The organism is Deinococcus arcticus, from assembly GCF_003028415.1.
Lineage (GTDB): Bacteria > Deinococcota > Deinococci > Deinococcales > Deinococcaceae > Deinococcus > Deinococcus arcticus.
In genome coordinates this window covers 216,076-240,337 of record NZ_PYSV01000001.1, presented here as the reverse complement: position 1 = coordinate 240,337, position 24,262 = coordinate 216,076, and the positions used below count along the sequence as shown (strand labels likewise).

Below are 24,262 nucleotides of genomic sequence, written 5' to 3'. Positions count from 1 at the left end.
CCTCGCCCGAGGTTTCTATGACTCCCCCTTTTACCGCCACGAACTGGAGTGAGCCGGAAGACCACTTCTCGGTCTCCTTTTACGAGAAATACACCTCGCAGCTGTGGTTTCCCGATGAGATTCCGCTGTCCAACGACGCGCTGTCCTGGCAGGGCCTGAGCGAGAACGAGCGCTGGACCTACATGCACGCCTCGGCGGGGCTCAATGCGCTGGACACCCTGCAGGGCGAGGTGGGCATGCCTGCCCTGCGCGCGCTGGTGGACGGCCACATCCGCAAGGCCACGCTGCAGTTCCAGGGCATGATGGAAGACATCCACGCCCGCTCCTACAGCCTGATGAACAAGACCTTCCTGACCACCACCCAGGAACGCGCCCTGTTCGAGTGGGTGACCCAGCAGCCCCAGCTGCAGCACAAAATTGCCTTCCTGCAGGAGGTCTTTCACGACCCCGACCGCTCTGACTTTGGCCTGTGGCGCAAGATGGCGGCGTCGTGCCTGCTGGAAACGGCCCTGTTCTACAGCGGGTTCTACTATCCGCTGCTGCTGGCTGGGCAGGGCCGCATGGTGGCGGCGGGCGAGATTTTCAACCTGATCATTCTGGATGAGGCGGTGCACGGGGTGTATGTGGCGCTGCTGGCCCAGGAGCGCTTTGCGGCCCTGAGCGGGCCAGAGCAGGCGGACGCCGCCGCGTGGTACGAGGCAGTGGTGTGGCGGCTGTACGGCAATGAACTGGCCTACACCCACATGCTGTACGACCGCCTGGGCCTGACCGAGGACGCGGCGCGCTTTGTGCGCTTTAACTTCAACGTGCTGGCCGACAACCTGAACCTGCCGCGCCTGTTTGACGACGAGGACGTGAACCCGGTGGTGCTGAACGGCATCCGCTCGCGCGGCACCACCCACGACTTTTTCAGTGCCAAGGGCAGCAGCTACGCCAAGCTGCGCACCGAACCCCTGACCGACGCCGATTTTGCAGAACTGTGGCCTGAAGAGGCGGCACATGGCCGCTGAGCGCCCCTTCGTGCTGTTCACGCAGGCGCAGTGCCCGGCCTGCGAGGTGCTGGCCCGCCTGCTGGCCCTGCCCCTGCGCGGCGCCTTTGACGGCCAGATAGAGGTGCTGCACCGGCAGGAACGGCCTGAGGCCTTTGAGGCGCTGGCCCAGACCTGCAGGCTGGCGCGGACCCCGGCCCTGCTGCACCGCCCCAGCGGCGAGTTGCTGCTGAACACGGGCAGCCTGGGTGCGGTGAAAGCATTTTTGCAGCGCCCCAATCCCTGAGTCTGGGCAGAACAACACTGTGCGAGATGCAGAGCGGGGCGCGAGGTGCCCAGACCTCGCGCCCCGCTCTCCTGACCCCCTCTACTTCGTGTCGTACCAGTTGGGGCCCGTGCCCACTTCCACGGCCAGCGGCACGCTGAGCTGGGCGGCGCCCTCCATGACCTGCCTCACCAGGGCCGCCACCTCCTCGGCGCGGTCCTGGGGGGCTTCCAGCAGCAGTTCGTCGTGGACCTGCAGCAGCAACCGGGCGCCCGTGCCCTGCAGTTCACGGTCCAGCTGAATCATGGCCAGCTTGATGATGTCAGCGGCTGTGCCCTGAATGGGCATGTTGTAGGCCAGCCGCTCGCCCGCCTCGCGCAGCGTGCGGTTGGTGGCCACCAGTTCAGGCACGTAGCGGCGCCGGCCGTACAGGGTTTCTACATAGCCCTGCTGGCGCCCAAAGTCCAGCGTGCGGTCAATGTAGCCGCGAATGCCCGGGTAGGTGGCGAAATAGGTGTCAATGAACCCGGCGGCCTCGGTGTACGAAATGCCCAGGTCGTTGCTCAGGCGGTGGGCACTCATGCCGTACAGCACGCCAAAGTTCACGGTCTTGGCGGCGCGGCGCTGGTTGGGGGTCACGGTGGCCTCGTCCAGCCCCAGCACCTGCGCGGCGGTGCGGCGGTGAATGTCGGCGCCTTCCCGGAATGCCTGCTGCATCAGGGGATCGTCGGCAATGTGGGCCAGCAGGCGCAGCTCAATCTGCGAGTAATCCGCGCTGATCAGGCAGAAGCCGGGGTCGGCAATAAAGCCCTTGCGCACCTCGCGGCCCAGGTCGCTGCGGATGGGAATGTTCTGCAGGTTGGGGTTCAGGCTGCTCAGGCGCCCGGTGGCCACGGCCCCCTGCGCGAAGGTGGTGTGCAGGCGCCCGGTGCGCGGGTTAACCAGATTGGGCAGCGGGTCCAGGTACGTGCCGCGCAGCTTTTCCAGTTCGCGGTATTCCAGCAGCGCCGGAATGATGGGGTGCTCATCGCGCAGGGGTTCCAAGGCCGCCACCGCCGTGGAGCGCTTGCCGGTCAGCTTGGTTTTCTTGCCGCTGGCCAGCCCCAGTTCGTCGTACAGCACCGCTTCGAGCTGATCGCGGCTGCGAATCTGGAATTCACGCCCGGCCAGGGAATGAATCTGGGCCTCCAGCGCCGAGAGCCGCGCGGCGGTCGCCGCCGACAGCCCGCGCAGATACTCGCTGTCCAGCCGCACCCCGCGCACTTCCATGCGGGCCAGCACCGCCGAGAGGGGCCGCTCCATGTCCTCATACAGCCTGCGCCGGGCCTCGTCCAGCTGGGCAGGCAGTTCGTCCAGGAGGCGGGCACTCAGGGCCGCGCGGCCAGCGGCGTCGTCCGGCCAGGGCAGGTGCAGGTACCGGGCGCACACCGCGCTCATGGTGGTGTTTGCCGGGTCCAGCAGGTAGGCCATGAGCTGGGGATCGTCGCCCGGCTCAATGGTCAGGCCGCGCACGCTCAGGTGGGTGGCCAGCGCCTTGGCATTGGCCGCCCTCACCTGCCGCTGCCCCACGAACTCGGCCTCGTCCACCACCGCCGGGAACTGGGCGCGCAGCTTGGCCACCGCTTTTTCGGCGTCCTTGCGGGCCTTTTCGGCTGCCTTTTGCTGCGCCTTGGTCAGTTGGGCGGCTTCGCTGGCGCCGAACAGGCCCGCTTCAGTCGGCCCGGGTGCCGCCGCCTGCGCCCACTCCTCCGGCTCCTGGGTGGGGGCCACACGCACGGTGGCCTGCCCGGCCTCCTGTTCAAAGGTGGCGGCGCCCACCAGAGCGGCAGTCAGGTCATCCTCGCGCGACAGCACGTAGCCCCACACCACGCCCTCGCGGGGGGTGCGCCACGGCGCGCGTGTGACCGTCTGGGCCGGGCCAGCAGAGAGGGCCGGGGCCTCTTCCGGGGGGCCCGCAGGCGCGGCGCGGTGGGCCTGGTCCAGCACGCCGTCAGGCATACCGGCCTCGCGGCCGTCCAGGGCCAGCAGGTCGCGCTTGACCGAGTGCAGTTCCAGTTCATCCAGCAGCTCGTTTAGCCGGTCGGGGTTGCCCGGCAGGCGACCCGTGCCCAGTTCCACGTTCAGCGGCAGGTCGGTCACCATGCACGAGAGCTGGTGACTGAACTGCACCGCTTCCTCGGCGTCCAGCAGCTTCTGGCGAGTGCCGTCGGGTTTCAGGGTGCCCGCTTTGGCCGCCGCGTAGATGCCGTCCAGGGTGCCGTATTCCTGCAGTAGCTTGGCGGCCGTCTTGGGGCCAATCCCCTTGGCGCCGGGAATGTTGTCGCTGGCGTCGCCAGTCAGGGCGCGGTAATCCACCCACTGCGAGACGGTCACGCCGTATTTCTCCAGCACCTCGGCGGGCCCGATCAGCTTGAAGTCGTTGGTGATGACGCGCACGTGGTCATCCAGCAACTGGTAGGCGTCGCGGTCACTGGTCACAATCCGCACCTGCATGCCGGTGCCCTCGGCCTTGCGGGTCAGCGAGGCGATCACGTCGTCGGCCTCGTAGCCGGGTTCTTCCAGACGGGGCAGACCCAGGGCGTCCACAATGGCGCGGATGCGGTTGATCTGCGCAGGCAGGTCGCTGGGCGTCTCGGCGCGGCCGGACTTGTACCCTTCAAACTGCTCGTGGCGAAAGGTCTTGACCGGCGGATCAAACACCACGATGACCTGGTTGCTGCGCTGCCGCATCAGGCGCAGGGTCAGGCGCAGGAAGCCCACGATGGCGTTGGTGGCCTCGCCCCGGCTGTTGGAAAGCGGCGGCAGCGCAAAGTACGAGCGGAACGCCAGGGCGTGCCCGTCAATCAACACCAGAGTATCGGGAGCGGCTGTCATAGCCCCTATTCTACTGTGGGCGTAACGGCCGCGCGGCGCGCCAGGACCCAAAAAAACCGCCGCCCTGGGTGAGGGACCAGGGCGGCGGACGTGGGGGGGCCAGAGGGTCAGTCGCCAGCCTGCAGGCCGCGCAGCGGGATGGGCACGTCCTCCTGTTCCCGCAGCAATGCGCGGTCCTCATGCGTGAGGGCCACAAAGGCCACCAGCATGATCAGGAGGGTCAGGGCCGCCATGATCAGGAGAACGTCCATGGGTTCAGTGTGCGCCCCCTGCTCCTGCGGTCCATGACGCCCGCCTCAAGGCGACGTCACCGGTTCTTGACCGGGCCTCAAGGCAACCCTGAATGAACGTCCATCTTGGCGCTGGGTGCCAGTTGCCCCAGGCCACTATTCGCCTCAGGTCTCCATGAAAAAACCCCGCGCCCGGCGGGGTGGCCCTGACCGACTTCACCCGGTCGGCGTTGACTTTTGGGTACCCCCAGCATAGCCACCGAACGTGAGCCACTGGCCCACATTGCCTACAGGGGACCTGAACACCTTTCCACATGAAGCGGTCCTAGGCCCCAGACCGGGGCGAGGCGCACGAGAACGCCCCAGCCTCCTGAACTGGCAGGCCGGGGCGCACCGGGGGCAGGTTTACATGCCGGGCAGGGCCCTGGCTTCTTCGAGGTGCATGGCCACGGCGGGCTGCATCTTGGCGGCGTAGGCCAGCACCTGGGCATCGGTGCCGATGGTGCGGTAGGTCTTGATCAGGTCCAGGGTCATCTCGTGGCCGGTTACCTGCACCTTCTTGTACATGGCGTCGAAGGCGGCCCCCGAGAGGGTGCTGAGCTTGTTGTACTGCAGGCGCTGGTCGGCGCCGGGTTTGTCGGTGAGCCTGACGCCCTTCATGGCCGCCAGCTGCAGCAGTTCGCGGTGGGCCTGGGTGTGGGCCTGAATCATGTGCGTGGCAAAGGCGCGCACCTGGGCGTTGCTGCTTTTTTGCAGGGTCAGCTGCGAGGTCATGATTTCCGTGAGGTTGCTCATGGCAGCCACCTCCATGAACAGGACGTTGGTGTTGTTGCTCACCTGCGCGGTGCTGACCGGGCCCATGGGGGCCATGCCGGCGCCGCCGGCCAGGGCCAGGGTAGAGGTAAGGGCCAGAGTGGTCATCAGAATTCGCTGCATGGCCGTATGCTGCCGGGCGCCGCTGCCCGGGAGGTGCAGGCAGCCTTGAGCCTTCGCGTAGGCCTTCCTTAAGCGGAACTTAAGTCACTCGCTGCCAATCCCCGATCAACCGAGCGGGCGGGGACAGCTGCGCCGCAGAGCGAGTCTTGAAAAAAGTATGTTGCACCGGGCGTGGAGACTGTTCGGTGCTCTCCTGAGCAGTCGCACCATGAGGGGCAACGTCCTTACGTCGCTCGCTGTTGATCTTTAGATCAACCGAGCGGAGCGAGTATCGAAAAAAGGACGTTGCACCGGGAGTGGAGACTTTGCGGTGCTCTCCTGCAAAGTCGTAACGTGAGGTGCAACGTCCTTAAGTCTCTTGCGCCGCCGTTTCAGACCGGCCGCGCGGCCTGGGACAGGGGCGCACCAGCGCGGGCAGTGAACAAAGTGGCTCGCACCAGGAATGGACACATTCCGCTGCTCTTGTGAACAGTTGACATGGGAGGGGTGAGGGCCTCAGGACAGAGCGCGTGGCCCGGGTGAGCCCGGGAGCGTCAGAGTTCTGACAGAGCGCTGGCCCGGCCAGGGGTCATGCTGCCCAGGAACGCATGGTCCCCTGCACGGCCAACCCCGGTGAACACAGCGTTCTCAGGACAACGTGGCCGGGCCACCGGTTCAGAGTCATGACAGACCCGGGCTGCGAGACTCAGAGGGACGTCTGCCGTTCGTTCTCCTGCGTGTTGAGGTGCCCTGCCATGTCCATTCTGCGCTCCGGGTGGTTCCGCATTCTGCTGCTGCTGCTGTGCGGCCTGTTGCTGCCCCTGCTGTGGCCGGGGCTGCTGCCCAACCTCTGGAACACCTCGGGCTTTGGCCCGGACCACCACGAGGGATGGCCCCCGGCACTGACAGCCCTGCATGTGGGCAGCGATCTGCTGGTGTGGCTGTCGTACACCGTTATTGCCGGGCTCCTGGCGCTGCTGGTGTACCGCAACCGCGCCCACCTGCCCTTTGACTGGGTGGTACTGGCCTTTGGGCTGTTCATCGTGGCCTGCGGCTTCACGCACGTGATGCACGTGGTGGTGCGCTTTGTGCCGGTGTACTGGTTCGACGCCTACGTGCGCGCCCTGACGGCCATCGTGAGTGTGGCCACGGCGGCAGCCCTGCCCCCCCTGATGCCCCGGGTGGGGCAGGCCCTGCGCGCCACGGCCGAACTGCAGCGCAAGGAACAGGAATTGCAGCAGGCGCTGCGGGTGAACACGGCGCTGCTGAACATCGTGGAACTGGCCCAGGAGCGCCGCCCGCCCCTGGAGGTGGCCGAGCACGTGCTGCTGCAGTTCCGGGGCGCCCTGCAGGTGGACTGGCTGGGCCTGTGGGTGCAGCAGGAGGCCGGGGCGCAGGTGGCGGCGGTCTGGCACGCGCCGGAGGTTCCGGCCGCGCTGCAGGGGCCGCCCCCACCAGAGCCGGATGGGGGCCTGCCCGGGCTGGCCAGCGCCACCCAGCGCTCGGTCTTTGTGGAGGATTACGTGGTTCATCCCCGGGCCCACCCCCTGCTGGTGCAGGCGGGGGTGACCTCGGTGGCCTGTGTGCCGCTGGGCGGCGCCAGCGGCCCCACACTGGTGCTGATGGCCGCCAAGGTGGGCGACAACCGGGGCTGGGCCGACTGGGAACGGCAGCTGTTCGAGGCCGCGCGGGTGTCGGTCAATGTGGCCCTGGAACGGCAGAGCCACCTGCTTCAGCTGGAAAGCGCCGCGCTGCAAGACGCCCTGACTGGTCTGGGCAACCGGCGGGCCTTTGAAATGGAGCTGCACGCCCGCACCGCCCGCGACGGGCCCTTCGGCCTGCTGATGATGGACCTTGACGGCCTGAAGCGGGTGAACGACGCCCTGGGCCACGAGGCCGGCGATCAGCTGCTGCGCCTGTTCGGACAGCGGCTCAGGGCACAGATGCGCGCCGGCGACCGCTGTTACCGGCTGGGCGGCGACGAGTTCGCGGTGCTGCTGGCCCACGGCCAGCCCGGGGTGGAAGAGGTGCTGTACGGGCGCGTGCGCCGCCTGATGGCCCAGGTGCAGCAAGAAGGCTTTGCCCAGGCGGATGTCAGCGCCGGCATTGCCTTCTTTCCCCCGGAAGCCACCGAGGCCGAAGCGCTGCTGCGCCTGGCCGATCAGCGCATGTATGCCATGAAGGCCCAGCACCACCGTCAGCAGCCGGGCGACGACTCGCCGCTGAATTAAGGACGTTGCACCTTACGTTGCGACTGTTCAGAAGAGCACCGAAAAGTCTCCACGCCCGGTGCAACGGACTGTGTTCGCCACTCGCTCTGCCGCGCCGCTGTCCCAGCCCGCTCGGTTGATCTGAAGATCAACAGCGAGTGACTTAGCCAGGGCGCATTGGGGGCTGATACGGATTCCGAAAAAGTCCGTAACGTGTTACGGACTTTTTCCGACCAGAGGGAGAAGGAAAATACGGAGTTCCGGGAATTGGACCTGAAAGGCTCCGTAGGAGCGGAACATCGCCCTTCTTCCCGGATGTTCCGGAAATGGACGGCAGTCCGTATGAGCACGAAGGGGGCCCCCTCTCCTCACACCTGGGCTTGAGCGTCCCTCCATGCGCGCTCCTGATGGCCTGAAGGGTGGACATACTGAACCCCATGGCGCCCCGCGCCCCCACCCGTTGCCAAGGAGGATGACATGCCTGCTCTGAACACCCTGCATGACCTGTACGTAAAGCAGCTCCGGGACCTGTATTCTGCTGAGACCCAGCTTCTGGACGCCCTGCCCCGCATGGCCGCCGCCGCCAGTGACTCCACGCTGCGCACCGGTCTGGAGCGCCACCTGGACCAGACCCGGGTGCAGGCGCAGCGCCTGGACAGTCTGTTCATGGACCTGGACTGCACGCCGGGCGGGCACACCTGTCAGGCCATGCGGGGCCTGCTGGCCGAGGCCGATGAGCTGCTGCGCCGCGACGCCCCCCCGGCGGTCAGGGACGCCGGGCTGATTGCCTGTGCTCAGCGGGTCGAGCACTACGAGATCTCGGCTTACGGCACCGCCGCCAAACTGGCCGACACCTTGCGGCTGCCCCACCACGCCGAACGCCTGCGCCTGAGCGAGCGTGAGGAGCAGGCTGCCGATCTCAGCTTGAGTGCTGCGGCCACCCCTATCAACCGCGCTGCCCTGGGCCCGGCCACCGCGGCGCTGCGCTAGGGTCGGCCGGGCTGGCCTTCTGCTCTGCCCTTTCGCTGTGGATGGAACTGTCGCCCCACACTGCAGCAGGGCGCCGCGACCTGTGCCCTGTTTCCTCTGGTAACGCCGAGTGGTGAGACGTACAGCCGGAGAAGCGGTCCCATACCACTATGGGACATGTTCACGCCCCAGTCAGCGCCAGGGATTTGACCCCAAAGCGCTGCGAAACGCGGCAAGAGAGTGACCAAGAGCTTGCCCATGACCAGGGGCGCCCACCTATCTGTGAGCGCCCCAATCTTCAGCCAACGTTACGCGGTCTGACCAAACTGCATGCGGAAGATGAACTTGGTCACGTCCGCTTTCAGATTGTCAATCATCTCGTTGAACATGTTCGTGGCTTCAAACTTGTATTCGGTGAAGGGGTCACGCTGGCCGTAGCCGCGCAGGCCAATGCCCTGGCGCAGCACGTCCATGGCGTGCAGATGCTCCTTCCAGTGCTGATCCACCACCTGCAGCAGCACGTAGCGCGACAGGCTGTTGAGCATGGTGGGGCTCAGTTCTTCCTTGCGGGCGTCGAAGGCGTCGGCCACGGCCTGCAGCAGCGTGTCCTGGGCCTGGGCCGGGCTCATGGCGCGCAGGGCCTCGAAATCAAAGCCCTCCAGCTGCGGTACTGCGTCCACCACGGCGCCGCGCAGCCCCTCAATGTCCCAGGTGTCGGCCGGCTGCTCAATGGGCAGATAGGTGGCCAGCTGCATGTCCACGAAGTCCGCGATCATGCCTTCAGCGCTTTCTTCCACGTCCTCATCCGGCCCCAGCAGCACCTCGCGGCGCTGGGCATAGATGGTGTCGCGCTGCTTGCTCATCACGTTGTCGAATTCCAACAGCTGCTTACGGGTGCTGAAGTTGCGGTCTTCCACGCGGGCCTGCGCCTTTTCAATGGCGCCCGTGACCATCTTGGCTTCAATGGGCTGGGTGTCGTCCATGCCCAGGCGGTCCATCATGGCCACCACACGTTCATTGGCGAACAGGCGCATCAGGTCGTCCTCGAACGATACGTAGAAGCGGCTTGACCCGGGGTCGCCCTGACGCCCGGCGCGGCCACGCAGCTGGTTGTCAATGCGGCGCGACTCGTGGCGCTCGGTGCCGATGATGTGCAGGCCGCCCAGTTCGCGCACGCGCTCGCGGTCGGCCAGAATATCGGCCTGCAGCTGCACGGCCTGGCGGGCAAAGTCCTCGGTCATGCCGGGAATCAGCATGCCCAGGGCCACGGCGCCCTCGTCGAGCCGGCTCACGGCCTTGATGAAGTTCTCGGCCTCGAGGGCGAAGCGGCTGATGCCAAAGTTCTGCTCGATGGCTTCCCCAATGATGAATTCGGCGTTGCCCCCCAGCATGATGTCGGTGCCGCGCCCGGCCATGTTGGTGGCGATGGTCACGGTGCCCGACCGGCCCGCCTGCGCCACGATGCTGGCTTCCTGGGCCTCGAACTTGGCGTTCAGCACGCTGTGCTTGACGCCGGCCTGGGTCAGCAGGTCGCTCAGCTGCTCGCTGGTCACGATGCTGGCCGTGCCGATCAGGACCGGGCGGCCGGTGGCGTGCATCTCCACCACTTCCTGCACCACCGCGTTGTACTTGCCCAGGCGGCTGCGGTACACCAGATCGTCGGCGTCCTTGCGCAGAATCGCCCTGTTGGTCGGAATCACCAGCACGTCGCTGCCGTAGATGTCCAGGAATTCCTTTTCCTCGGTCTTGGCGGTGCCGGTCATGCCCGCAAATTTGTTGTACAGGCGGAAGAAATTCTGGTAGGTGATCGTGGCGAGCGTCTGGTTCTCGTTCTCGATTTTCACGCCTTCCTTGGCTTCAATGGCCTGGTGCAGCCCTTCGCCGTAGCGGCGTCCCGGCATCGAGCGGCCCGTGAACTCGTCAATAATCACGACCTCGCCCTCGGCGTTCACGATGTAATCCTTCTCGCGCTGATACAGCTCGCGGGCGCGGATGGCCTGGGTGATCATGTGGGCCTTGTCCATGTTCTCGGGGCTGTACAGGTCCGAGAGGCTCAGCAGGCGCTCAATCTTGGAGATGCCCCCTTCAGTGAGGTGCACCTGCTTGCTCTTCTCGTCAATGGTGTAGTCGCCCGTGGGCTCGGTACGCACGCCGGGTTCGGCCGGTTCGCCCTTTTGGAGGCGGCGAATCAGCTTGGCGTACACGTAGTACAGATCTGTGGCCTTTTCAGCCGCCCCCGAGATGATCAGTGGGGTGCGGGCCTCATCAATGAGGATCGAGTCCACCTCGTCCACGATGGCGAAGTTCAGGGGATGCTCGGCGCGCAGCGACAGGGCCTCGCGGCTCTGGGCCATGTTGTCACGCAGATAGTCGAAGCCCAGTTCGCTGTTGGTGACATAGGTGATGTCGCAGGCGTAGGCGGCCTGCTTCTGGTGCGGCTGCAGGTCGCGGCTGGCCAGCCCCACGGTCAGGCCCAGGGTGCGGTACAGCAGGCCCATCTCCTCCATGCCCACACGCGCCAGATAGTCGTTCACGGTGACGAGGTGGCAGCCCCGGCCTTCCAGGGCGTTCAGCGCCAGGGCCAGGGTGGCCACCAGCGTCTTGCCTTCGCCGGTGCGCATCTCGGCAATGCGGCCCTTGTGCAGGGCGTAACCGCCAATCAGCTGCACGTCGTAGTGGCGCTTGCCAATGGAGCGGCGCCCGGCTTCGCGGATCAGGGCAAACGCAGGCACCACCACGTCGTCCAGAGACTCACCGCCCTCCTGCACGCGGCGGCGCAGGTCCAGAAAAGCGGCGGCCAGATCTTCAATCTTCTGGGTTTCTTCTTCCAGCGCGTTCACGGGCTGCACAATCGTCTTGACGATCTGCGCCACGTCGCGCTGGTTGTTATCGAACATTTTGTTCAGGACACGGAACATGACAAGCGAGTATAACGCGCCCCGCGTCCTGGCACGGCTGCGATTTCAGTGAGACCGGCATAAACATCTTGAGTCCAGGCAGCTCAGGGAGCATGAACGGTGGCTCTGGACGCGTTGAAGGTGACCTGGGCCACGCTCATAGGCCGCCCGTATGCTGCGCGCATGACCCGTCCCGCCCTGCTGCTCTCACTGGCCCTTCTGCCCTTGCTGGCGTCCTGCGCCCCGCTGGCTTCACTGCTAACTCCGCGCGAGGGCGGCCCCGCGCCCCGCACAGCGGGCCCCCTGACCGTGGGGCAGACCTGGACCGTCAGTGGCACGGTGGAAGGCAGCGCGGTGTCCTCCACCGTGGCGGTTCCAGATCTGATCAGCGGAGCCGGCGGTACCGCCACAGTTGGCGGGCTGGACCAGGCCGAGGCGTTTTCGCGTGGGCGCCCGGGCTTTTCGGTGGCCACCTATGACGGGGACCGCCGCGTGCTGAGTTTTGAGTGGATTGGCACCAACGGCGAGCGCTACACCTGCCGCGTGGATACCCTGCTGAGCCTGCCCTACAGTGGCCGCCTGACCCGGGTGCAGGGGGGCAATGTGGCCGGCGGCAGCTGCCAGGCCAGCGTCAGCCAGCCCTGAGCGGCCGCTGGCGTGGCCCGCGCCGCTGAGCCTGGGGGGCCTGCTCCTACGGCCTCAGCGGCGCGCCTCGTTCTGCCCAGCCCAGACAAACCCCTCCTGCCAGTTCTCGCCCCGCCGAATGAGGGGCGCCCGGCTGCCCAGTACGCGGTGCCCGCCCTTCACAGCCGCGCGGACCATCAGGCGGGGGTCCAGTTCCGGGTAGAGTTTCCGGGCAAAGGCCACCTCGTCGCGCACGTCAAGCGTTTCGCCGCTGGCCACGGAATCGGTGCCCAGGGCCACCTCCACCCCGGCCGCCGTGAAGGCGGTCCAGGGAAAAATCCCGCACCCCAGATGCTGATTGGAGCGGGGGCAGGTGACCACCGCGCAGCCGGCGCGCGCCACCCGGGCAATGTCGTCCGGGGTCACGTTCACCATATGGATCAGGGTGGGCCGGGCAGCCAGCACGCCCAGTTCGTCCAGGTAGCGCACCGGGCTCAGGCCGGGTTCGGGCGCGCGCCCGATGACCTCTGCGAAGGTGGCGGTGTACAGCGCGGGCATGCGGTTGGCCCACAGCGGCCCCCCACCCGTGGCAAACAGTTCCACCTCGCTGGGGTGCTCGGCCACATGAATCTGCAGCGGCAGGCCCTCGCCGGCGGCGTACTCGGTCACCAGCCGCATGAGGCGGTGGCTGACGGTGAAGGGCGTATGGGGCGAGAGGCCCACACGCAACTCGCCGGCGCGGGGGTGGCGCCGCCAGCCTTCGACCAGGGCCCGCACCCCGGCAAAGCGCTCCTCGGCCTGCTCCGGGATGGGCCCCAGCACCTCGAAGTACAGTACGCCGCTCAGGTCCTTGCGGGCCAGCAGGGCGTCCATCACGGCTGGAATATTCACGATGTCACCCACGCCGCCCACCCCCTGCGCGGCCAGCATGTCGGCCCCGGCCAGGGCACCGGCCACGCCCCGGCGCTCGCGCTGCGCGATCACCACCTCCGGCAGCCAGCGGAAATACGGCAGGGCCTCAAAGGCATAGGCGCTCATGTCCAGGTGGGTGTGGGCGTTCACCGGGGGCGGGGCAATCACGCCGCCCACGTGCTCCTCCTGGGCGTGGGGGTAGGCAGCGCGCAGGGCGTCCGGGTGGCCGGTGGCCGCCACTGCGCCGCCCACCACCACCACGCCGCCCGGCGACTGCGCGCCCCCCATGCCGGTATACAGCACGTCGCACACAAGAAGGCGGGGGATAAAGGCGGCAGGGGCGCTCATGCCGGCCATGCTAAGGGCCTCGCCCCTCTCATTCCAACGGTTCAGAAGTGCGCCGGACCCTTGACATTCCCGGTGCGGGGCCCTGGGTTCGCCCCTCGCGCTGCGGCGCCGCTGTCCCAGCCTCCTCGGTTGACCGGGGGCTCAGCAGCGAATGACTGAGCGTGGGCCGCCGCTCCAGCTTCTGATGAAGTCCCGGTTTACCGGCTCTCGCTCCAGAAGCGGTCCAGGGCAGCCTTCACCTCGGCCGGGCGCTCAAAGTGTGGCAGGCCATCGGTGCCTTCAATCCGCACGGCCTGCACCCCTGGGCGGCCCAGCAGTTCGGGCAGACGCTCGAACGAGGTAAAGGCGTCCTGGTCGTACAGCACCAGGACGGGCACGCTCAGGCGCGCGTACAGCTCACCGTAAGCGTCCGGGGTAAACAGGGCGCCGGTCAGAAAGGCCAGGGGGCCATACACCGCTCCCGGCTGGCGCGAGGTCTCCAGCGCGTAATTCAGCAGCCCCTCGTCCACCGGCCCCCGGAAAGAGCGCCCCAGGAAAAACTCAATGCTGGGCCGGGTGCGCAGCGCGGCGTACAGGGGCCCCGACACAGCGCGCAGGGCCCGGACCGTATTCGGGTTGGGTTCGCCCCGCGCCCGGCCCAGGCCAGTGGGGCTGATCAGGGCCAGCCGGCGAATGCGGGGGTCGGCCAGGGCGGCGCGGGCGGCGAACTCGCTGCCCAGGCTCAGGGCCACCACATCCACCCCGGATTCCAGGGGGCCCAGCGTGTCCAGCAGGGCGCTCAGGGCGGCGGTCATCTGCGCGGGGGTGTAGGGCACGTCGGGGCGGGCGCTGCGGCCAAAACCCGGCCACTCCAGGGCGTACACCGGGCGCTGGCCCGCGTACAGGTCCCACAGCGGTTTCATCTCGTAGGCGCTGGCCGCCGCGTTCACGCTGTGTAGCAGCACCAGCGGGCGGCCTGTGCCCCGGGGGTCCGCCGCGTAGGCCACGGCCCCAAACCCCGGCAGCGTCAGCGTGCGCTGCTCGCCGCTCAGGGCCGGGCGCAGCGCCGTGGTGGGCGCCCCCTGCGCCGCCGCCACCCCCACGGCGCCCAGCAACGCCAGCACCAGCAGGGCCCAAACAGAACGCAGCAGAAGGGGCGCGGTGACCATACCGTGCATCTTGGCCGGCTCAGGCGGCGCGGCACTGTCGGCGCGGCTGCACTTGGGCCGCCACAGGGCGCGCAGGCGAGACAGGGCCGCCCCGGCCCCATGCTCTATGCTGCCCGGCGATGCGCCCCGAACTGCTGTCCCGCGTGCTGTCGCTGCTGCCCCAGTCCGCCGCCCGGCCCGAACTGCGCGACTACCACGAGATGCTGCGTGACTATCCGCAGCGGGGCGGCAAGGGCCTGCGCTCGGAACTGCTGCTGCACAGCGCCCGCGCCCACGGCCTGCGAGACACCGACCCGGGCTGGGAGCGCGCGCTGTGGCTGGCCGCCGCCCTGGAACTGTTTCAGAACTGGGTGCTGATTCACGACGACATTGAGGACGACAGCGAGGACCGCCGGGGCCGCCCCGCGCTGCACCGCCTGCATGGGGTGGCGCTGGCCATCAACGCGGGCGACGGCCTGCACGCCTACATGTGGGCGGCCGTGCACCGCGCCGGGGTCACGGGCGGCATGGACGCCTTTTTGCAGATGATTCACCGCACCGCCGAAGGCCAGCACCTGGACCTGTGCTGGGTGGAGCGCCAGGAGTGGGCGCTGCGCGAGGCCGATTACCTGGAGATGGTGCGGCTGAAAACGGCCTACTACACGGTGGTGGTGCCGCTGCAACTGGGCGCGCTGGCCGCCGGGGCCACCCCCCATACAGGCTTTGAGACGGCGGGGCTGGCGCTGGGCACCGCCTTCCAGATTCGCGACGACGTGCTGAACCTGCTGGGCGATCCCCTCAAATACGGCAAGGAGATTGGCGGCGACCTGCTGGAAGGCAAGCGCACCCTGATTGCGCTGCACTGGCTGAGCACGGCCCCCGAAGCGCAGCGGCAGGTGTTTCTGGCCCAGATGGCCCGCCCGCGCCCCGACAAGGACCCGGCCACCGTGGCGCAGCTGCAGGCGTGGCTGCTGGAGAGCGGCAGCGTGGCCCACGCTCAGGCGGTTGCGGCGCAGGAAGCCGCCAGTGGCCTGCAGCTGCTGCAAGACGCCCTGAGCGGCGCCCGCGATCGCGTGGCCGCCGCCGAGTTGCTGAGCACCGTGCGCGACCTCGCCACCCGCGAGGCGTGAAGGAGGGTTAGGCCAGCAGCGACAGCGCCGCTCTGGCAAACGCGATCAAGCCCCGGTTCAGGGCGCGCAGCTGCTCCTCCTGGGGCTGACCGCCCTGCAGGTACAGCGCGGTATTGAACTCGACGCCAAATGCGGGAATGCCCGCCCGCGCGCCGTGGGTGCGGCTGAGGGTATCGGTGCTCCAGGGCTCGCCCACGGTCACGCGGGGGTCGGAGCTGCGGGCGATGGCCGGGCCAAACGCCTGCTGCGCGGCCCCCTGCAGCGCGGGCCACAGGGCCACCGGAAAGGTGGGCGCCCCGGCGGTGCCGGGCATCAGGCAGACGGCCGGGCGGGGGGTCCCGGTGTCGTGACCCAGGGCCGGGCCCTGCGGGGCCATGGCGTGCCCCACGATCATCAGGCGGCTGTGGAGCGCCTCTGCGGCCAGCAGCGCATCAAAGGGGTCCCACAGGCGGCGCAGGCGGGCTTCGCGGGCTTCCTCGCTCAGCACGAAGCCTGGGGGGTACAGGGTATCCCGGTCAAAGCCGGTGAGTTTCAGCACACCGTTGTCGGCGCGGTCACCGCGCTCGCGGTTCAGGTCGGCGGCAAAGCGGCTCCAGGGGGCCTGCACATGCCGGGCGCCGGGCACGTGGTACAGCAGCTCTGTGTACGGATCGCCGTCCAGAAACACCCGGCGCAGCAGCGCCTCACGCGCCGCCGTGTCGAACACGGCCTCGCCCAGCATGTCGTGCAAGACGTCTGCCGGCAGTTGCCCGGACGGATGGGGCGTGACGATCAACAGGTCGCTGAGCGGGGGCATGTGCCCGAGGATAGTGCAGGGTGCCTCGCCCTCAGCCCGCGCAGCGTCCTAGCGGGGCCACAGGCGGTTCATCCAGCCTGCCGGGTTGGTGCCCTCGCCGCGCACCCGGATTTCCAGGTGCAGGTGCGGCCCGGCGCTCAGGCCGGTGCTGCCCACCTCGCCAATCTGGTCGCCGCGCGCCACCTTCTGCCCCACCTTCACGGTCACCCGGCTCTGGTGAAAGTATAGGCTGGTCACGCCCGCGCCGTGGTCAATGACGACCAGACCGCCGCGCACCGGGTAGCGCCCGGCAATCACCACCGTGCCGTCATTCACGGCCCGCACGGGGGTGCCGGTCCTGGCCGGGTAATCGGTGCCGAAGTGGTAGGCCACCGGGCCGCCGGCCACGTAGGTGCGCGGCTGCCCAAAGGAACTGCTGGTGGGCACCGCCCCCTGCAGCGCCGGCGCGAACGGCCGGCTCCAGGCTTGCGGGGTGCGCCGGGCGTAGGCCTGTTCCACCAGGGCGTCCTCGGCCTTGCGGGCGGGGTCCTGCAACACGCCGCTGATGCGGGCCGGCAGGTTGAGATGCTGAATCGGCTGGTCCAGCCCCGCCACTGGAATGCGCCCGCGCACCAGCGCGCCGTCCAGGGTCACCTCGTAGACCACCGGGGTGGTTTTGCCCAGCACCACGCGCCCCGGCACCACATACTCGCCGGCGGCGCCCGAGGGCCTGAGCACCTCATTGGGGCGGCGCACGTCCTCGCCCACCTCACTGGGAAAGCGCACGGTGGCCTGGGCGGCCCGCGCGCCACTCAGGCGCAGCACAAACGCCTCGCCCATGCGCAGGCTGGCCGGCACCGTGATGTTCACGCCCGCAATGCGCGCGCCCGTGGGGGTGGGGGCCAGTTGCTCTGGCGGCAGGGGCGCGGAGCGCGGGGGGGCCGGCGTGGAGGCAGTCCCAGCACCGGGCAGCTTCAGGTCCTGGCCCACCTTCAGGGCGGTGCCCTGCAGGCCGTTCAGGCGCGTCAGCACCTCCACAGTGGTGCCGTGGGCCTTGGCAATGGCATACAGGGTGTCGCCGGGCTTGACGGTATAGGCCGCCGCGCCCCCCACACAGAGGAGCGCGGCCAGCAGGGCGGTGCGGCGAATCATGGGGCGCAGCATAGGGCCAGGGGCGGTGAGAACGAAAAGGGCCGCGCGCCAGGCACACGCGCTCCCTGTGCGCGCGCCGCCGTCAGGCCATCTCCAGCGTCAGGGTCACCGGGCCGTCGTTGGTCAGGTCAATGGTCATGTGGGCACCAAACACGCCCTCGCCCACGGGCAGGCCCAGCTCGCGCAGCGCGACATTGAACACGCCGTAGAGCACCCGGGCCTGCTCGGGTGGGGCGGCGCCGGTAAAGCTGGGGCGGTTGCCGCTGCGGGTGTCGGCATACAGCGTGAACTGGCTGATGCTCAGCACGCCGCCGCCCACATCCTGCACGCTGCGGTTCATCTTCCCGGCGTCATCACCAAATATGCGCACCTTGGCAATGCGGGCGGCCAGGGCCCGGGCGGTCTCCTCGGTGTCGCCTGGCGCCACCCCCAGCAGCACCAGCAGCCCTGGCCCCGTCTGGCCCGTTACTTTCCCGGCGACGGTGCAGCGGGCCTGCGTCACCCGCTGAAGCACGGCGCGCACCTCAGTGCTCGGCGCCGGTCGCCTGCAGGCGGGCGCGCAGGCTGGTGATGGCGTCACCCAGCAGATCGGCTTCGGTGAAATCCAGATTGCCCCGGGTCTTTTCGGCCAGCATGGTCAGCAGCTTCAGGCTGCGTTCGGCGGTCTGGCGCGCGCGGCGTTCCTCCAGCAGGCCGTCGCGGGCGGCGCTGGCCGTGGCGGCATTCAGGTCGCCCAGCGCGGCTTCCGCCGTGGCCTGCAGCGTATTCACAAGTCCAACAAAATCCGGGTGGGGCATCACGGCCCCAGTGTACGTGCCGGGCTCTGGGCCTACGGGGTCAGGCGGGGCCGCTTGCTGCGCGCCTCGCGCCGCGTCTTGGGGTCCAGGCCCACCAGCAGGAAGAAGTTTTCCAGGGCGTTTTCCTGGCCCTTGATCTCCGGGTGGGCATGCTCGGGGGTGCCGGTGGCAAAGGGCAGCGCGCGGTACAGCTCCAGCGCGTGCGCAATCACCTCGTCGGGACCGTGGCTCTCGGCAAAGGTGCCCAGCTGGGCATAGACCTCACGGCGGCTCTCGGCATGCTTCAAGAACGCCTCGGGATGGGGGGTCTCGCTGGCCCGCAGCATGTCCTGCCGCGCGATGCGGCGGTAGTGCTTCAGGCCCAGCTGAATCTGCTCGGTCGAGAGGAGTTCCTTCATGCTGCCTTCTAGCCTACCCCCTCGGCACCCAGGGTCAGGTCACCCGGGGACCAGAGCGCCCCTGACCGGCCTCCAGGGCCAGCAGCGGGACAGCGCGGCGCTGCACCTGGGCCAAACGGTAAAACGGGAAGCAAAAGCTGGACGAGGCCGCTTCCCCTGTTGCTCCTGCCCCTCTGGGTTTCATTGCCGCACGCGACTAAACGCCCACAGGGGTCGGCCGCCAGCCAGGACATGAGAACAATGAGAATATCGAAAACCTGGCATCCCGTGAAAAGTGCCTGAGTCACAGCAGAAGCAGCAGTTTTGAAAACATGAGCCTGGACTTGAGAATCCTGAACTTCGGGGCCTCATGAAAGGGGGCAAGTGGGGGTCGAGCGACGCATAAACGCCGTATAGGCGCATACCAGACCCCTGGATTTCCAAGAATTAAGGACAACTAAATAAAGAGACGATAAACTGCCCCCGTCGATGAAACTCTCCTGTGCCCTTCTGACCGTCCTCGCGCTCTTCAGCGCCGCCAGTGCCGCCACCTACACCGTGAAGCCCGGCGACACCCTGTACTCCATCGCCAAGGCCACGGGCGTGGACGCCCCCACCCTGATGAAGCTCAACCGCCTGGGCAGCACCACCATTCAGGTGGGCCAGAAGCTCAGCACCGGCGGCAGCGCCCAGACGGCCGCCCGTCCCGCCCAGGCCGCGCCCGCTACTCCGGCTGCCCGGAACACTGGGGGCGCCTACGTGCGCGCCGCCGCCAGCAACTTCCTGGGCATTCGGTACGTGCTGGGCGGCACCGGGCGCGGCGGCATTGACTGCAGCGCCTACACCATGAACGTGTTCCGCCAACTGGGCATCAGCCTGCCGCGCACCGCCGCCGCCCAGTGGCGCGTGGGCAGCGCCGTCAGCCGCCGCGATCTGCGGGCCGGCGATCTGGTGTTCTTCAACACCATGGGCCGCACCGCCAGCCACGTGGGCATCTACCTGGGCGACGGCCTGATGGCCAACGCCAACAGCTACCAGGGCCGCACCGTGATTGAGCCCCTGTTCGGCAACGCCTACTGGGCCAACCGCTACGACGGCGCCCGCCGCGTCCTGAACTGAGCCCCCGCCTCCCGGAGAGTTTCAGCGACACCCCCGCCACACGGCGGGGGCTTTTTGTGTTCTGGGGAGAGGCCGGCCGTGGGCGCCTTTCCGGCGCAGGGGCGGCGCGAGAGCTGCTGTCGGTCCGTCGCGGCGAGGAATCACTCAATACGGACTGCCGCCTGTTCCGCCGACACATCGGAACCGAGCCGATGTAAGGGTGCCACGCCCGGAACCCGTGTTGCTCCTGCCTTGCTCTACTCGGAGTTCGTATCTGTTCTGGGGTGACGTGCAGGCGGCACGCACCCAGGCCCCGCCCTGGTCATGCGTGGCTCTTTCGCAGCGCCAGCCTCCCGGCGTGGGCGCGAACACCAAACAGAACGGCGCCCGGTGTCCTGGGCAGACACCGGGCGCGCGCCGTTCACACGCAGTTACTGACGAATAATCTGGGCGTCCTTGGGCAGGGCGCGCAGAGACGCCGCCGTGAGGCCGCTGTTGATGCGGTAGTTGGAGACATTCAGGTCGGCCACCGTTTTGCCGCCGCTGCTGAGCACCTGAATGCGCGTGGGGCGCCAGCCCGCTTCGGTGATCCATACGCGGGTGCGGTCGCCGCCGCTGTTCTTCGGGGTGGCTTCCAGCTGGTACAGGCGCGCGCCCGCTGCGCCGCTGGTACCCAGCAACCTCACGTTGTAGCCGCTGAGCATGTTGGCAGTGTTGCTCAGCTGGGTGAAATCGAACCCAAACCCGGCCGCATCGGCCGCCTTCTTGGTGCTGGTCACCGTGATCTGGTTGGTCAGGTACAGGTACTGACGCACCTCATTCTTGTCGGCCACCACCACATTGTCGGCCAGGGCGTCGGGGGCGGCGAACTGCACTCGCGCCACGCTCTGGGCCGGAATGGCCTTGATGGTCAGGTCAATCTTCTGGGTGCTGGTGTCCAGCGCGGCGGTGCCACTGAGCCGGAAGGAGACGTCGCGGGCCGCCTTTTGCGCGGCGTCCACCTTGGCAAGAATGTCCTGGGCGGTCTGGGCACCAGCCACCGGCAGCAGGGTGGCCAGCAGGGTCAGGGTCAGGCGTCGGGTCATAGGCGGCAGTATCCCGCCGCCACACATGAGAAGGACCGACCCCACCTGACGGGGGGTTTAACGTCGCCCTGGCGCCGCTTTTTCGTCAGCCTGCGGTCAGGGTTGGGGGCCCAGCGGCAGGGCGTAGGAGACCCGCGCGGCGTAGCCCGCGCCGCCGCTGCGGGTGCGCCCCCCGCTGACGGTCAGGCCCAGGATGCCGGGGCCTGCGGTCCAGGTGGCTTCCAGCCCTGCGCGCAGGGGCGTGCTGGCCACGCGCCAGGGCTCATAGGCCGCGTACAGGCGCAGGCTGCTGCCCTCGCCCAGCACCTCGGCAGCCGAGACGCTGCCCGTAACCCCGAAGGTCTGCGGGCCCACCAGCGCGTCCAGGCCCAGGCTCAGGCCGCTCTCGGTGGCGTACCCCAGGCCGCCGGTCACGCCCAGTACCCCCCGGCCGGCCCGGGCCCCCAGGCGCCAGGACAGGGTGCCCACCGTCTCCTGCTCGGCTTCGGGGGTGGGTTCGGCTGGGGCGGCGCCTGGGGGCCCAGGTTCGGCGCTGGAGTCTGCCGGACTCCCTTCGCCGGACGCAGCACCCACCGCCGGTTCCGCCAGAGTTTCCTCGGCAGGCAGGGCGCGGGTCAGCACGCGGCGGCCCTCGATCCCGGCCAGCAGATGCGGCTGCGCGCCGAATTCGCCGCCCGCCACCACCACCAGTTCCCGCGACAGGCGGTAGCGCAGCGCCCCGTCCCCTGTCAGCCCACGTTCGCGCAGATCGGTGGGGGCCTCGGCAAAGGGGGCCAGGGGATTGACCGCCTGCGCGCCCACGGTGAAGGCCGTCAACCCCAGGTTCAGGGCCACAGGGCCCACGCTGCCTGTCAGGCGGCTGCCGGCGCGCACGCCGCCCTGCCAGGTCAGCGCGAGGTCCGCGCGCGCATTCACGGCGCCCAGCGGCGGCAGCGCCAGCCCCCGGCTGTAAGTCAGGTCCAGCGCCCGGGGGCTCAGGCCAAACGCGGCGGTGCCGCCCAGCACCTCCAGGTCGCTGAGCCCGGCGCGGCCCCACAGCCCGGTTGCGGGCTGCGCGTACGCCACCCCAAAGTCCAGGGTGGCCGCCTGGGCGGCGCCCGCCAGCAGGCCAGAGAGAACGAAGGGCAACAGGCGCGGCGCAACACGGGGCATGCGGGCAGCGTAGCAGGGGCACTGGCGCCGCTTCCCGTCCCCGGCCCGGTCAGATTCTGGCCAGACCGGCGCGTTAAGGTGAGGCCATGCCCGGACGCCGCCTGCTGCCCGTCTCATTTGCCGCTGTGCTGTGCGGCGCTCTCAGTGCCTGCGCGCCGCTGCAGCAGGTGTTTCAGGTGCCGCAGGTGGCGGTGCAGGATCTCCGCCTGACCCGGCTGACCCTGCCCGGCGGCCTGGGCGCCGCCCCCGTGGCCGACCTGAGCCTGACCCTGCGCGTGACCAACCCCAATCCACTGCCGCTGCGGCTGGCCAACCTGGGCGGCGCCCTGGTCATTGACGGCTTTGAAGTGGGGCAGGTGAGCTTTCCCAACGTGGCGATTCCGGCGCGCGGCGAAGCCCAGCAACCTGCCGAGCTGTCCATTCCGGTGTCGCTGAACACGGCCGCCTCCTTCCTGAAGGTGGCGCGGGGCCAGCTCGTCACCTACCGCCTGGACGGCCAGTTCAGCACCGACCTGGGGCCGCTGGGCCTGCAGTCGTTCGGCCCGTTCACGCTGGCGCAGGGGCAGTGGAAGCAGCCGGCCATCCTGCCGTTCTGACGCGGCTTCCCGGCGTAACTCCTTTACTCCTTTACCCTGAAGCGCGTGAGCGTCTCTCCTCCGCCCCAGCTGCCCCTGCCCGATCCCCAGCGCGCCTGGGCCTACCGCCCCGCCTCTCCCCTGGCCGGCGCGGCGGGGGGCCCCCTGGCCGGGCTGACCTTCAGCGTGAAAGACCTGTTCGGCGTGCCCGGCTGGCCGCTGCAGGCCAGCACCCGCGCCCCGGTGCCCGACCCCGGGCCCAGTCCGCTGGTGGCCCGCCTGCTGGCCCTGGGCGCCAGCGCCGCTGGCAAGACGCAGCTGCATGAAATTGCCCTGGGTATCACCGGCGCCAACGGCTTCGGCGGCACCGAGCACCCCGTCTTGCCCGGCCACATGCCCGGCGGCAGCAGCAGCGGCGCGGCGGTAAGCGTGGCGCTGGGGCAGGTGGACTTTGCCCTGGGCACCGACACTGGCGGCAGCATCCGCATTCCGGCGGCGTGGTGCGGGGTCGTGGGCTTCAAACCCACCAAGGACCACCCAGCGTGGCCCACCCAGGGCGCCCTGCCCCTTTCACCCAGCTGCGATCACGCGGGCCCGCTGGCGCGCGACGTGCGGACGGTGGCCCGGGTGCACGCGGCCCTGACCGGCCAGCCCATTCGCTCCGCACCCTGGACCGGCGTGCAGGTGGGCCTGTGGCTGCCCGGCGACTGGGTGACCCCGGAGGCGGCCGCCGCCACCCAGGCCGTGGCCGCGCAGTTGCAGGCCCTGGGCGCCGAGGTTCACCCGGTCGCCTTTCCCGAGGTGCTGGACGCCTATTCGCCCACCGTGCTGGGTGAGGCCGCCGCTGTTCACCGGGCAGCGCTGGCCCAGCCCGAGCCGCCCTTTCTGCCCGCCACGCTGGCAGCGCTGCGGCAGGGGGCGGCACTGTCCGGGGCCGAGCGCGCGGCGGCCGGGGAGCGGCGCGCGGCCTACCGCGCCGGGCTGGACGCCCTGTTCGCCCGCGTTGATGTGCTGCTGGCCCCAGGGGTGCCCAGTCCACCACCCCGGATGGGTCAGGAGGACGTGGAATTGCCGGGCGGGCCTGTGCCCCTGCGCCGCGCCGCCCTGCGCCTGACCGCGCCCTTCAGCCTGCTGGGGGTACCCGTGGTGGCGTGGCCCTCGCCCCGGCCGTTCGTGGGCGTGCAGCTGGTGGGCCGCCCGTGGCAGGACGACCGCCTGCTGGGCCTGGCACTGACCCTGGAGGGCGCGCTGTGAAGCGGCGCTGGCCCCTGGCGCTGGCTGCTGGCCTCGCCGCCTGTGCCCCCGCCCCGCAGGCCCAACCGGTGCTGACCTACGAGGGCGAGATGCGGGTCTTGCTGCTGCCCCAGCGCGTGCGCGTCACCTACACCGTCAATCCGCTCACCCATGAGGTGAAGGGCGCCTACCGCAACCTCAGCAGCGGCGACACCTTCGTGCTGGAGGGCACCCTGCTGCCCGGCCCGGGGGGCGAGACGCTGACCGCCCGCATTACCCCCGCCGAGACGGCGCGCCTGAACGCCAGCGTGCTGGGCTTTGGCATCAGCAATATTCCGCTCAAAGCCAGCGCCACCCTCAGCGCGGTGCAGGTGCGCAACCTCCTGACGGGCACCCTCACTGTGAATGCGGTGCGCTATCCCCTCACCCTGAAATGGGTGCCGTAGGGTGCTGAAGGGAACGCACAGCTGCGGGCACACACAGTACAATTCAGCGTTCGCCCCCATGCAAGTGCAGGGCGTGCAAAAG

At 68.8% G+C, this 24,262-nt stretch carries 23 protein-coding genes; 10 read left to right on the top strand and 13 right to left on the bottom strand.

Translation table 11 applies throughout. The features are described 5' to 3' along the window. The first annotated feature begins 17 nt into the window (after positions 1-17). A complete protein-coding gene (locus C8263_RS01115; protein WP_107136243.1) occupies positions 18-1,010 on the top strand; it encodes a ribonucleotide-diphosphate reductase subunit beta in 993 nt (330 codons plus the stop codon). Beyond that, positions 1,000-1,275: a thioredoxin gene (locus C8263_RS01110; protein ID WP_107136242.1), complete on the top strand. Its 276-nt coding sequence runs from the start codon at positions 1,000-1,002 to the stop codon at positions 1,273-1,275. The genes C8263_RS01115 and C8263_RS01110 overlap by 11 nt, the downstream gene beginning before the upstream one ends. A gap of 81 nt (positions 1,276-1,356) precedes the next feature. Here C8263_RS01110 and polA read toward each other — a convergent pair whose 3' ends face one another. The 3 genes from polA to C8263_RS01100 all read right to left on the bottom strand — a co-directional run bounded on the left by polA (position 1,357) and on the right by C8263_RS01100 (position 5,294). Then, on the bottom strand, positions 1,357-4,128 hold the full coding sequence (gene polA / locus C8263_RS01105) for a DNA polymerase I (protein WP_107136241.1): 2,772 nt from the start codon (positions 4,126-4,128) through the stop codon (positions 1,357-1,359). 107 nt (positions 4,129-4,235) lie between these two features. Next, positions 4,236-4,379, bottom strand: a complete 144-nt coding sequence (locus tag C8263_RS19165; RefSeq protein WP_158263717.1) for a hypothetical protein — start codon at positions 4,377-4,379, stop codon at positions 4,236-4,238. Positions 4,380-4,763: 384 nt separating this feature from the next. Then, positions 4,764-5,294: a DUF4142 domain-containing protein gene (locus C8263_RS01100; RefSeq protein WP_107136240.1), complete on the bottom strand. Its 531-nt coding sequence runs from the start codon at positions 5,292-5,294 to the stop codon at positions 4,764-4,766. Between the two features lie 734 nt (positions 5,295-6,028). Here C8263_RS01100 and C8263_RS01095 point away from each other — a divergent pair. Further along, positions 6,029-7,504, top strand: a complete 1,476-nt coding sequence (locus C8263_RS01095; protein ID WP_107136239.1) for a GGDEF domain-containing protein — start codon at positions 6,029-6,031, stop codon at positions 7,502-7,504. 456 nt (positions 7,505-7,960) lie between these two features. Then, positions 7,961-8,473, top strand: coding sequence for a ferritin-like domain-containing protein (locus C8263_RS01090; RefSeq protein WP_107136238.1), 513 nt, complete (start codon positions 7,961-7,963; stop codon positions 8,471-8,473). A gap of 287 nt (positions 8,474-8,760) precedes the next feature. On the opposite strand, the gene secA is transcribed toward C8263_RS01090, so the two are convergent. Continuing rightward, positions 8,761-11,370 carry a preprotein translocase subunit SecA gene (secA, locus tag C8263_RS01085; protein WP_107136237.1) on the bottom strand — a complete coding sequence of 870 codons (2,610 nt, stop codon included), beginning with the start codon at positions 11,368-11,370 and terminating at the stop codon, positions 8,761-8,763. A gap of 162 nt (positions 11,371-11,532) precedes the next feature. Here secA and C8263_RS01080 point away from each other — a divergent pair, with 162 nt between their 5' ends. Next, positions 11,533-11,994: a hypothetical protein gene (locus tag C8263_RS01080; protein WP_146160544.1), complete on the top strand. Its 462-nt coding sequence runs from the start codon at positions 11,533-11,535 to the stop codon at positions 11,992-11,994. A 54-nt stretch (positions 11,995-12,048) separates the two neighbouring features. On the opposite strand, the gene C8263_RS01075 is transcribed toward C8263_RS01080, so the two are convergent. Both C8263_RS01075 and C8263_RS01070 read right to left on the bottom strand, forming a co-directional pair. Further along, entirely contained in the window at positions 12,049-13,242 is a 1,194-nt protein-coding gene (locus C8263_RS01075) for an amidohydrolase family protein (RefSeq protein ID WP_408608019.1), read from the bottom strand. A gap of 188 nt (positions 13,243-13,430) precedes the next feature. After that, the gene (locus tag C8263_RS01070) at positions 13,431-14,381 is read right to left on the bottom strand and encodes an alpha/beta fold hydrolase (RefSeq protein WP_107136235.1); all 951 of its coding nucleotides are present in this window, start codon (positions 14,379-14,381) and stop codon (positions 13,431-13,433) included. A gap of 119 nt (positions 14,382-14,500) precedes the next feature. Here C8263_RS01070 and C8263_RS01065 point away from each other — a divergent pair, with 119 nt between their 5' ends. Continuing rightward, positions 14,501-15,490, top strand: a complete 990-nt coding sequence (locus C8263_RS01065) for a polyprenyl synthetase family protein (RefSeq protein ID WP_107136234.1) — start codon at positions 14,501-14,503, stop codon at positions 15,488-15,490. Between the two features lie 7 nt (positions 15,491-15,497). On the opposite strand, the gene C8263_RS01060 is transcribed toward C8263_RS01065, so the two are convergent. The 5 genes from C8263_RS01060 to C8263_RS01040 form a co-directional block, all read right to left on the bottom strand. Beyond that, positions 15,498-16,286 carry an N-formylglutamate amidohydrolase gene (locus tag C8263_RS01060; RefSeq protein ID WP_107136233.1) on the bottom strand — a complete coding sequence of 263 codons (789 nt, stop codon included), beginning with the start codon at positions 16,284-16,286 and terminating at the stop codon, positions 15,498-15,500. 48 nt (positions 16,287-16,334) lie between these two features. Next, entirely contained in the window at positions 16,335-17,417 is a 1,083-nt protein-coding gene (locus C8263_RS01055; protein ID WP_107136467.1) for a LysM peptidoglycan-binding domain-containing M23 family metallopeptidase, read from the bottom strand. Between the two features lie 82 nt (positions 17,418-17,499). After that, positions 17,500-17,940 carry a D-aminoacyl-tRNA deacylase gene (gene dtd, locus C8263_RS01050; protein WP_107136232.1) on the bottom strand — a complete coding sequence of 147 codons (441 nt, stop codon included), beginning with the start codon at positions 17,938-17,940 and terminating at the stop codon, positions 17,500-17,502. Between the two features lies 1 nt (position 17,941). Continuing rightward, complete coding sequence (locus C8263_RS01045) at positions 17,942-18,214, bottom strand: DUF1844 domain-containing protein (RefSeq protein ID WP_107136231.1); 273 nt, start codon at positions 18,212-18,214, stop codon at positions 17,942-17,944. A gap of 32 nt (positions 18,215-18,246) precedes the next feature. Beyond that, positions 18,247-18,612, bottom strand: a complete 366-nt coding sequence (locus C8263_RS01040; RefSeq protein WP_107136230.1) for a hypothetical protein — start codon at positions 18,610-18,612, stop codon at positions 18,247-18,249. Between the two features lie 468 nt (positions 18,613-19,080). Here C8263_RS01040 and C8263_RS01035 point away from each other — a divergent pair, with 468 nt between their 5' ends. After that, positions 19,081-19,710, top strand: coding sequence for a LysM peptidoglycan-binding domain-containing C40 family peptidase (locus C8263_RS01035; RefSeq protein WP_107136229.1), 630 nt, complete (start codon positions 19,081-19,083; stop codon positions 19,708-19,710). A 410-nt stretch (positions 19,711-20,120) separates the two neighbouring features. On the opposite strand, the gene C8263_RS01030 is transcribed toward C8263_RS01035, so the two are convergent. Together C8263_RS01030 and C8263_RS01025 are read right to left on the bottom strand one after the other, a co-directional pair. Continuing rightward, positions 20,121-20,774: an outer membrane lipoprotein carrier protein LolA gene (locus C8263_RS01030; RefSeq protein WP_233218565.1), complete on the bottom strand. Its 654-nt coding sequence runs from the start codon at positions 20,772-20,774 to the stop codon at positions 20,121-20,123. A gap of 96 nt (positions 20,775-20,870) precedes the next feature. Then, entirely contained in the window at positions 20,871-21,926 is a 1,056-nt protein-coding gene (locus C8263_RS01025; protein WP_107136227.1) for a hypothetical protein, read from the bottom strand. Between the two features lie 86 nt (positions 21,927-22,012). On the opposite strand from C8263_RS01025, the gene C8263_RS01020 reads away from it, so the two are divergent. Genes C8263_RS01020 through C8263_RS01010 form a run of 3 tightly spaced genes read left to right on the top strand, consistent with a single transcriptional unit; the run spans position 22,013 to position 24,180 of the window. Then, entirely contained in the window at positions 22,013-22,522 is a 510-nt protein-coding gene (locus C8263_RS01020; RefSeq protein ID WP_107136226.1) for an LEA/WHy family protein, read from the top strand. Positions 22,523-22,567: 45 nt separating this feature from the next. After that, positions 22,568-23,755 (top strand): amidase, encoded by a 1,188-nt coding sequence (locus tag C8263_RS01015; RefSeq protein ID WP_107136225.1) that lies wholly within the window; start codon positions 22,568-22,570, stop codon positions 23,753-23,755. Next, entirely contained in the window at positions 23,752-24,180 is a 429-nt protein-coding gene (locus C8263_RS01010; RefSeq protein WP_107136224.1) for a hypothetical protein, read from the top strand. The genes C8263_RS01015 and C8263_RS01010 overlap by 4 nt, the downstream gene beginning before the upstream one ends. Positions 24,181-24,262: the final 82 nt, after the last annotated feature.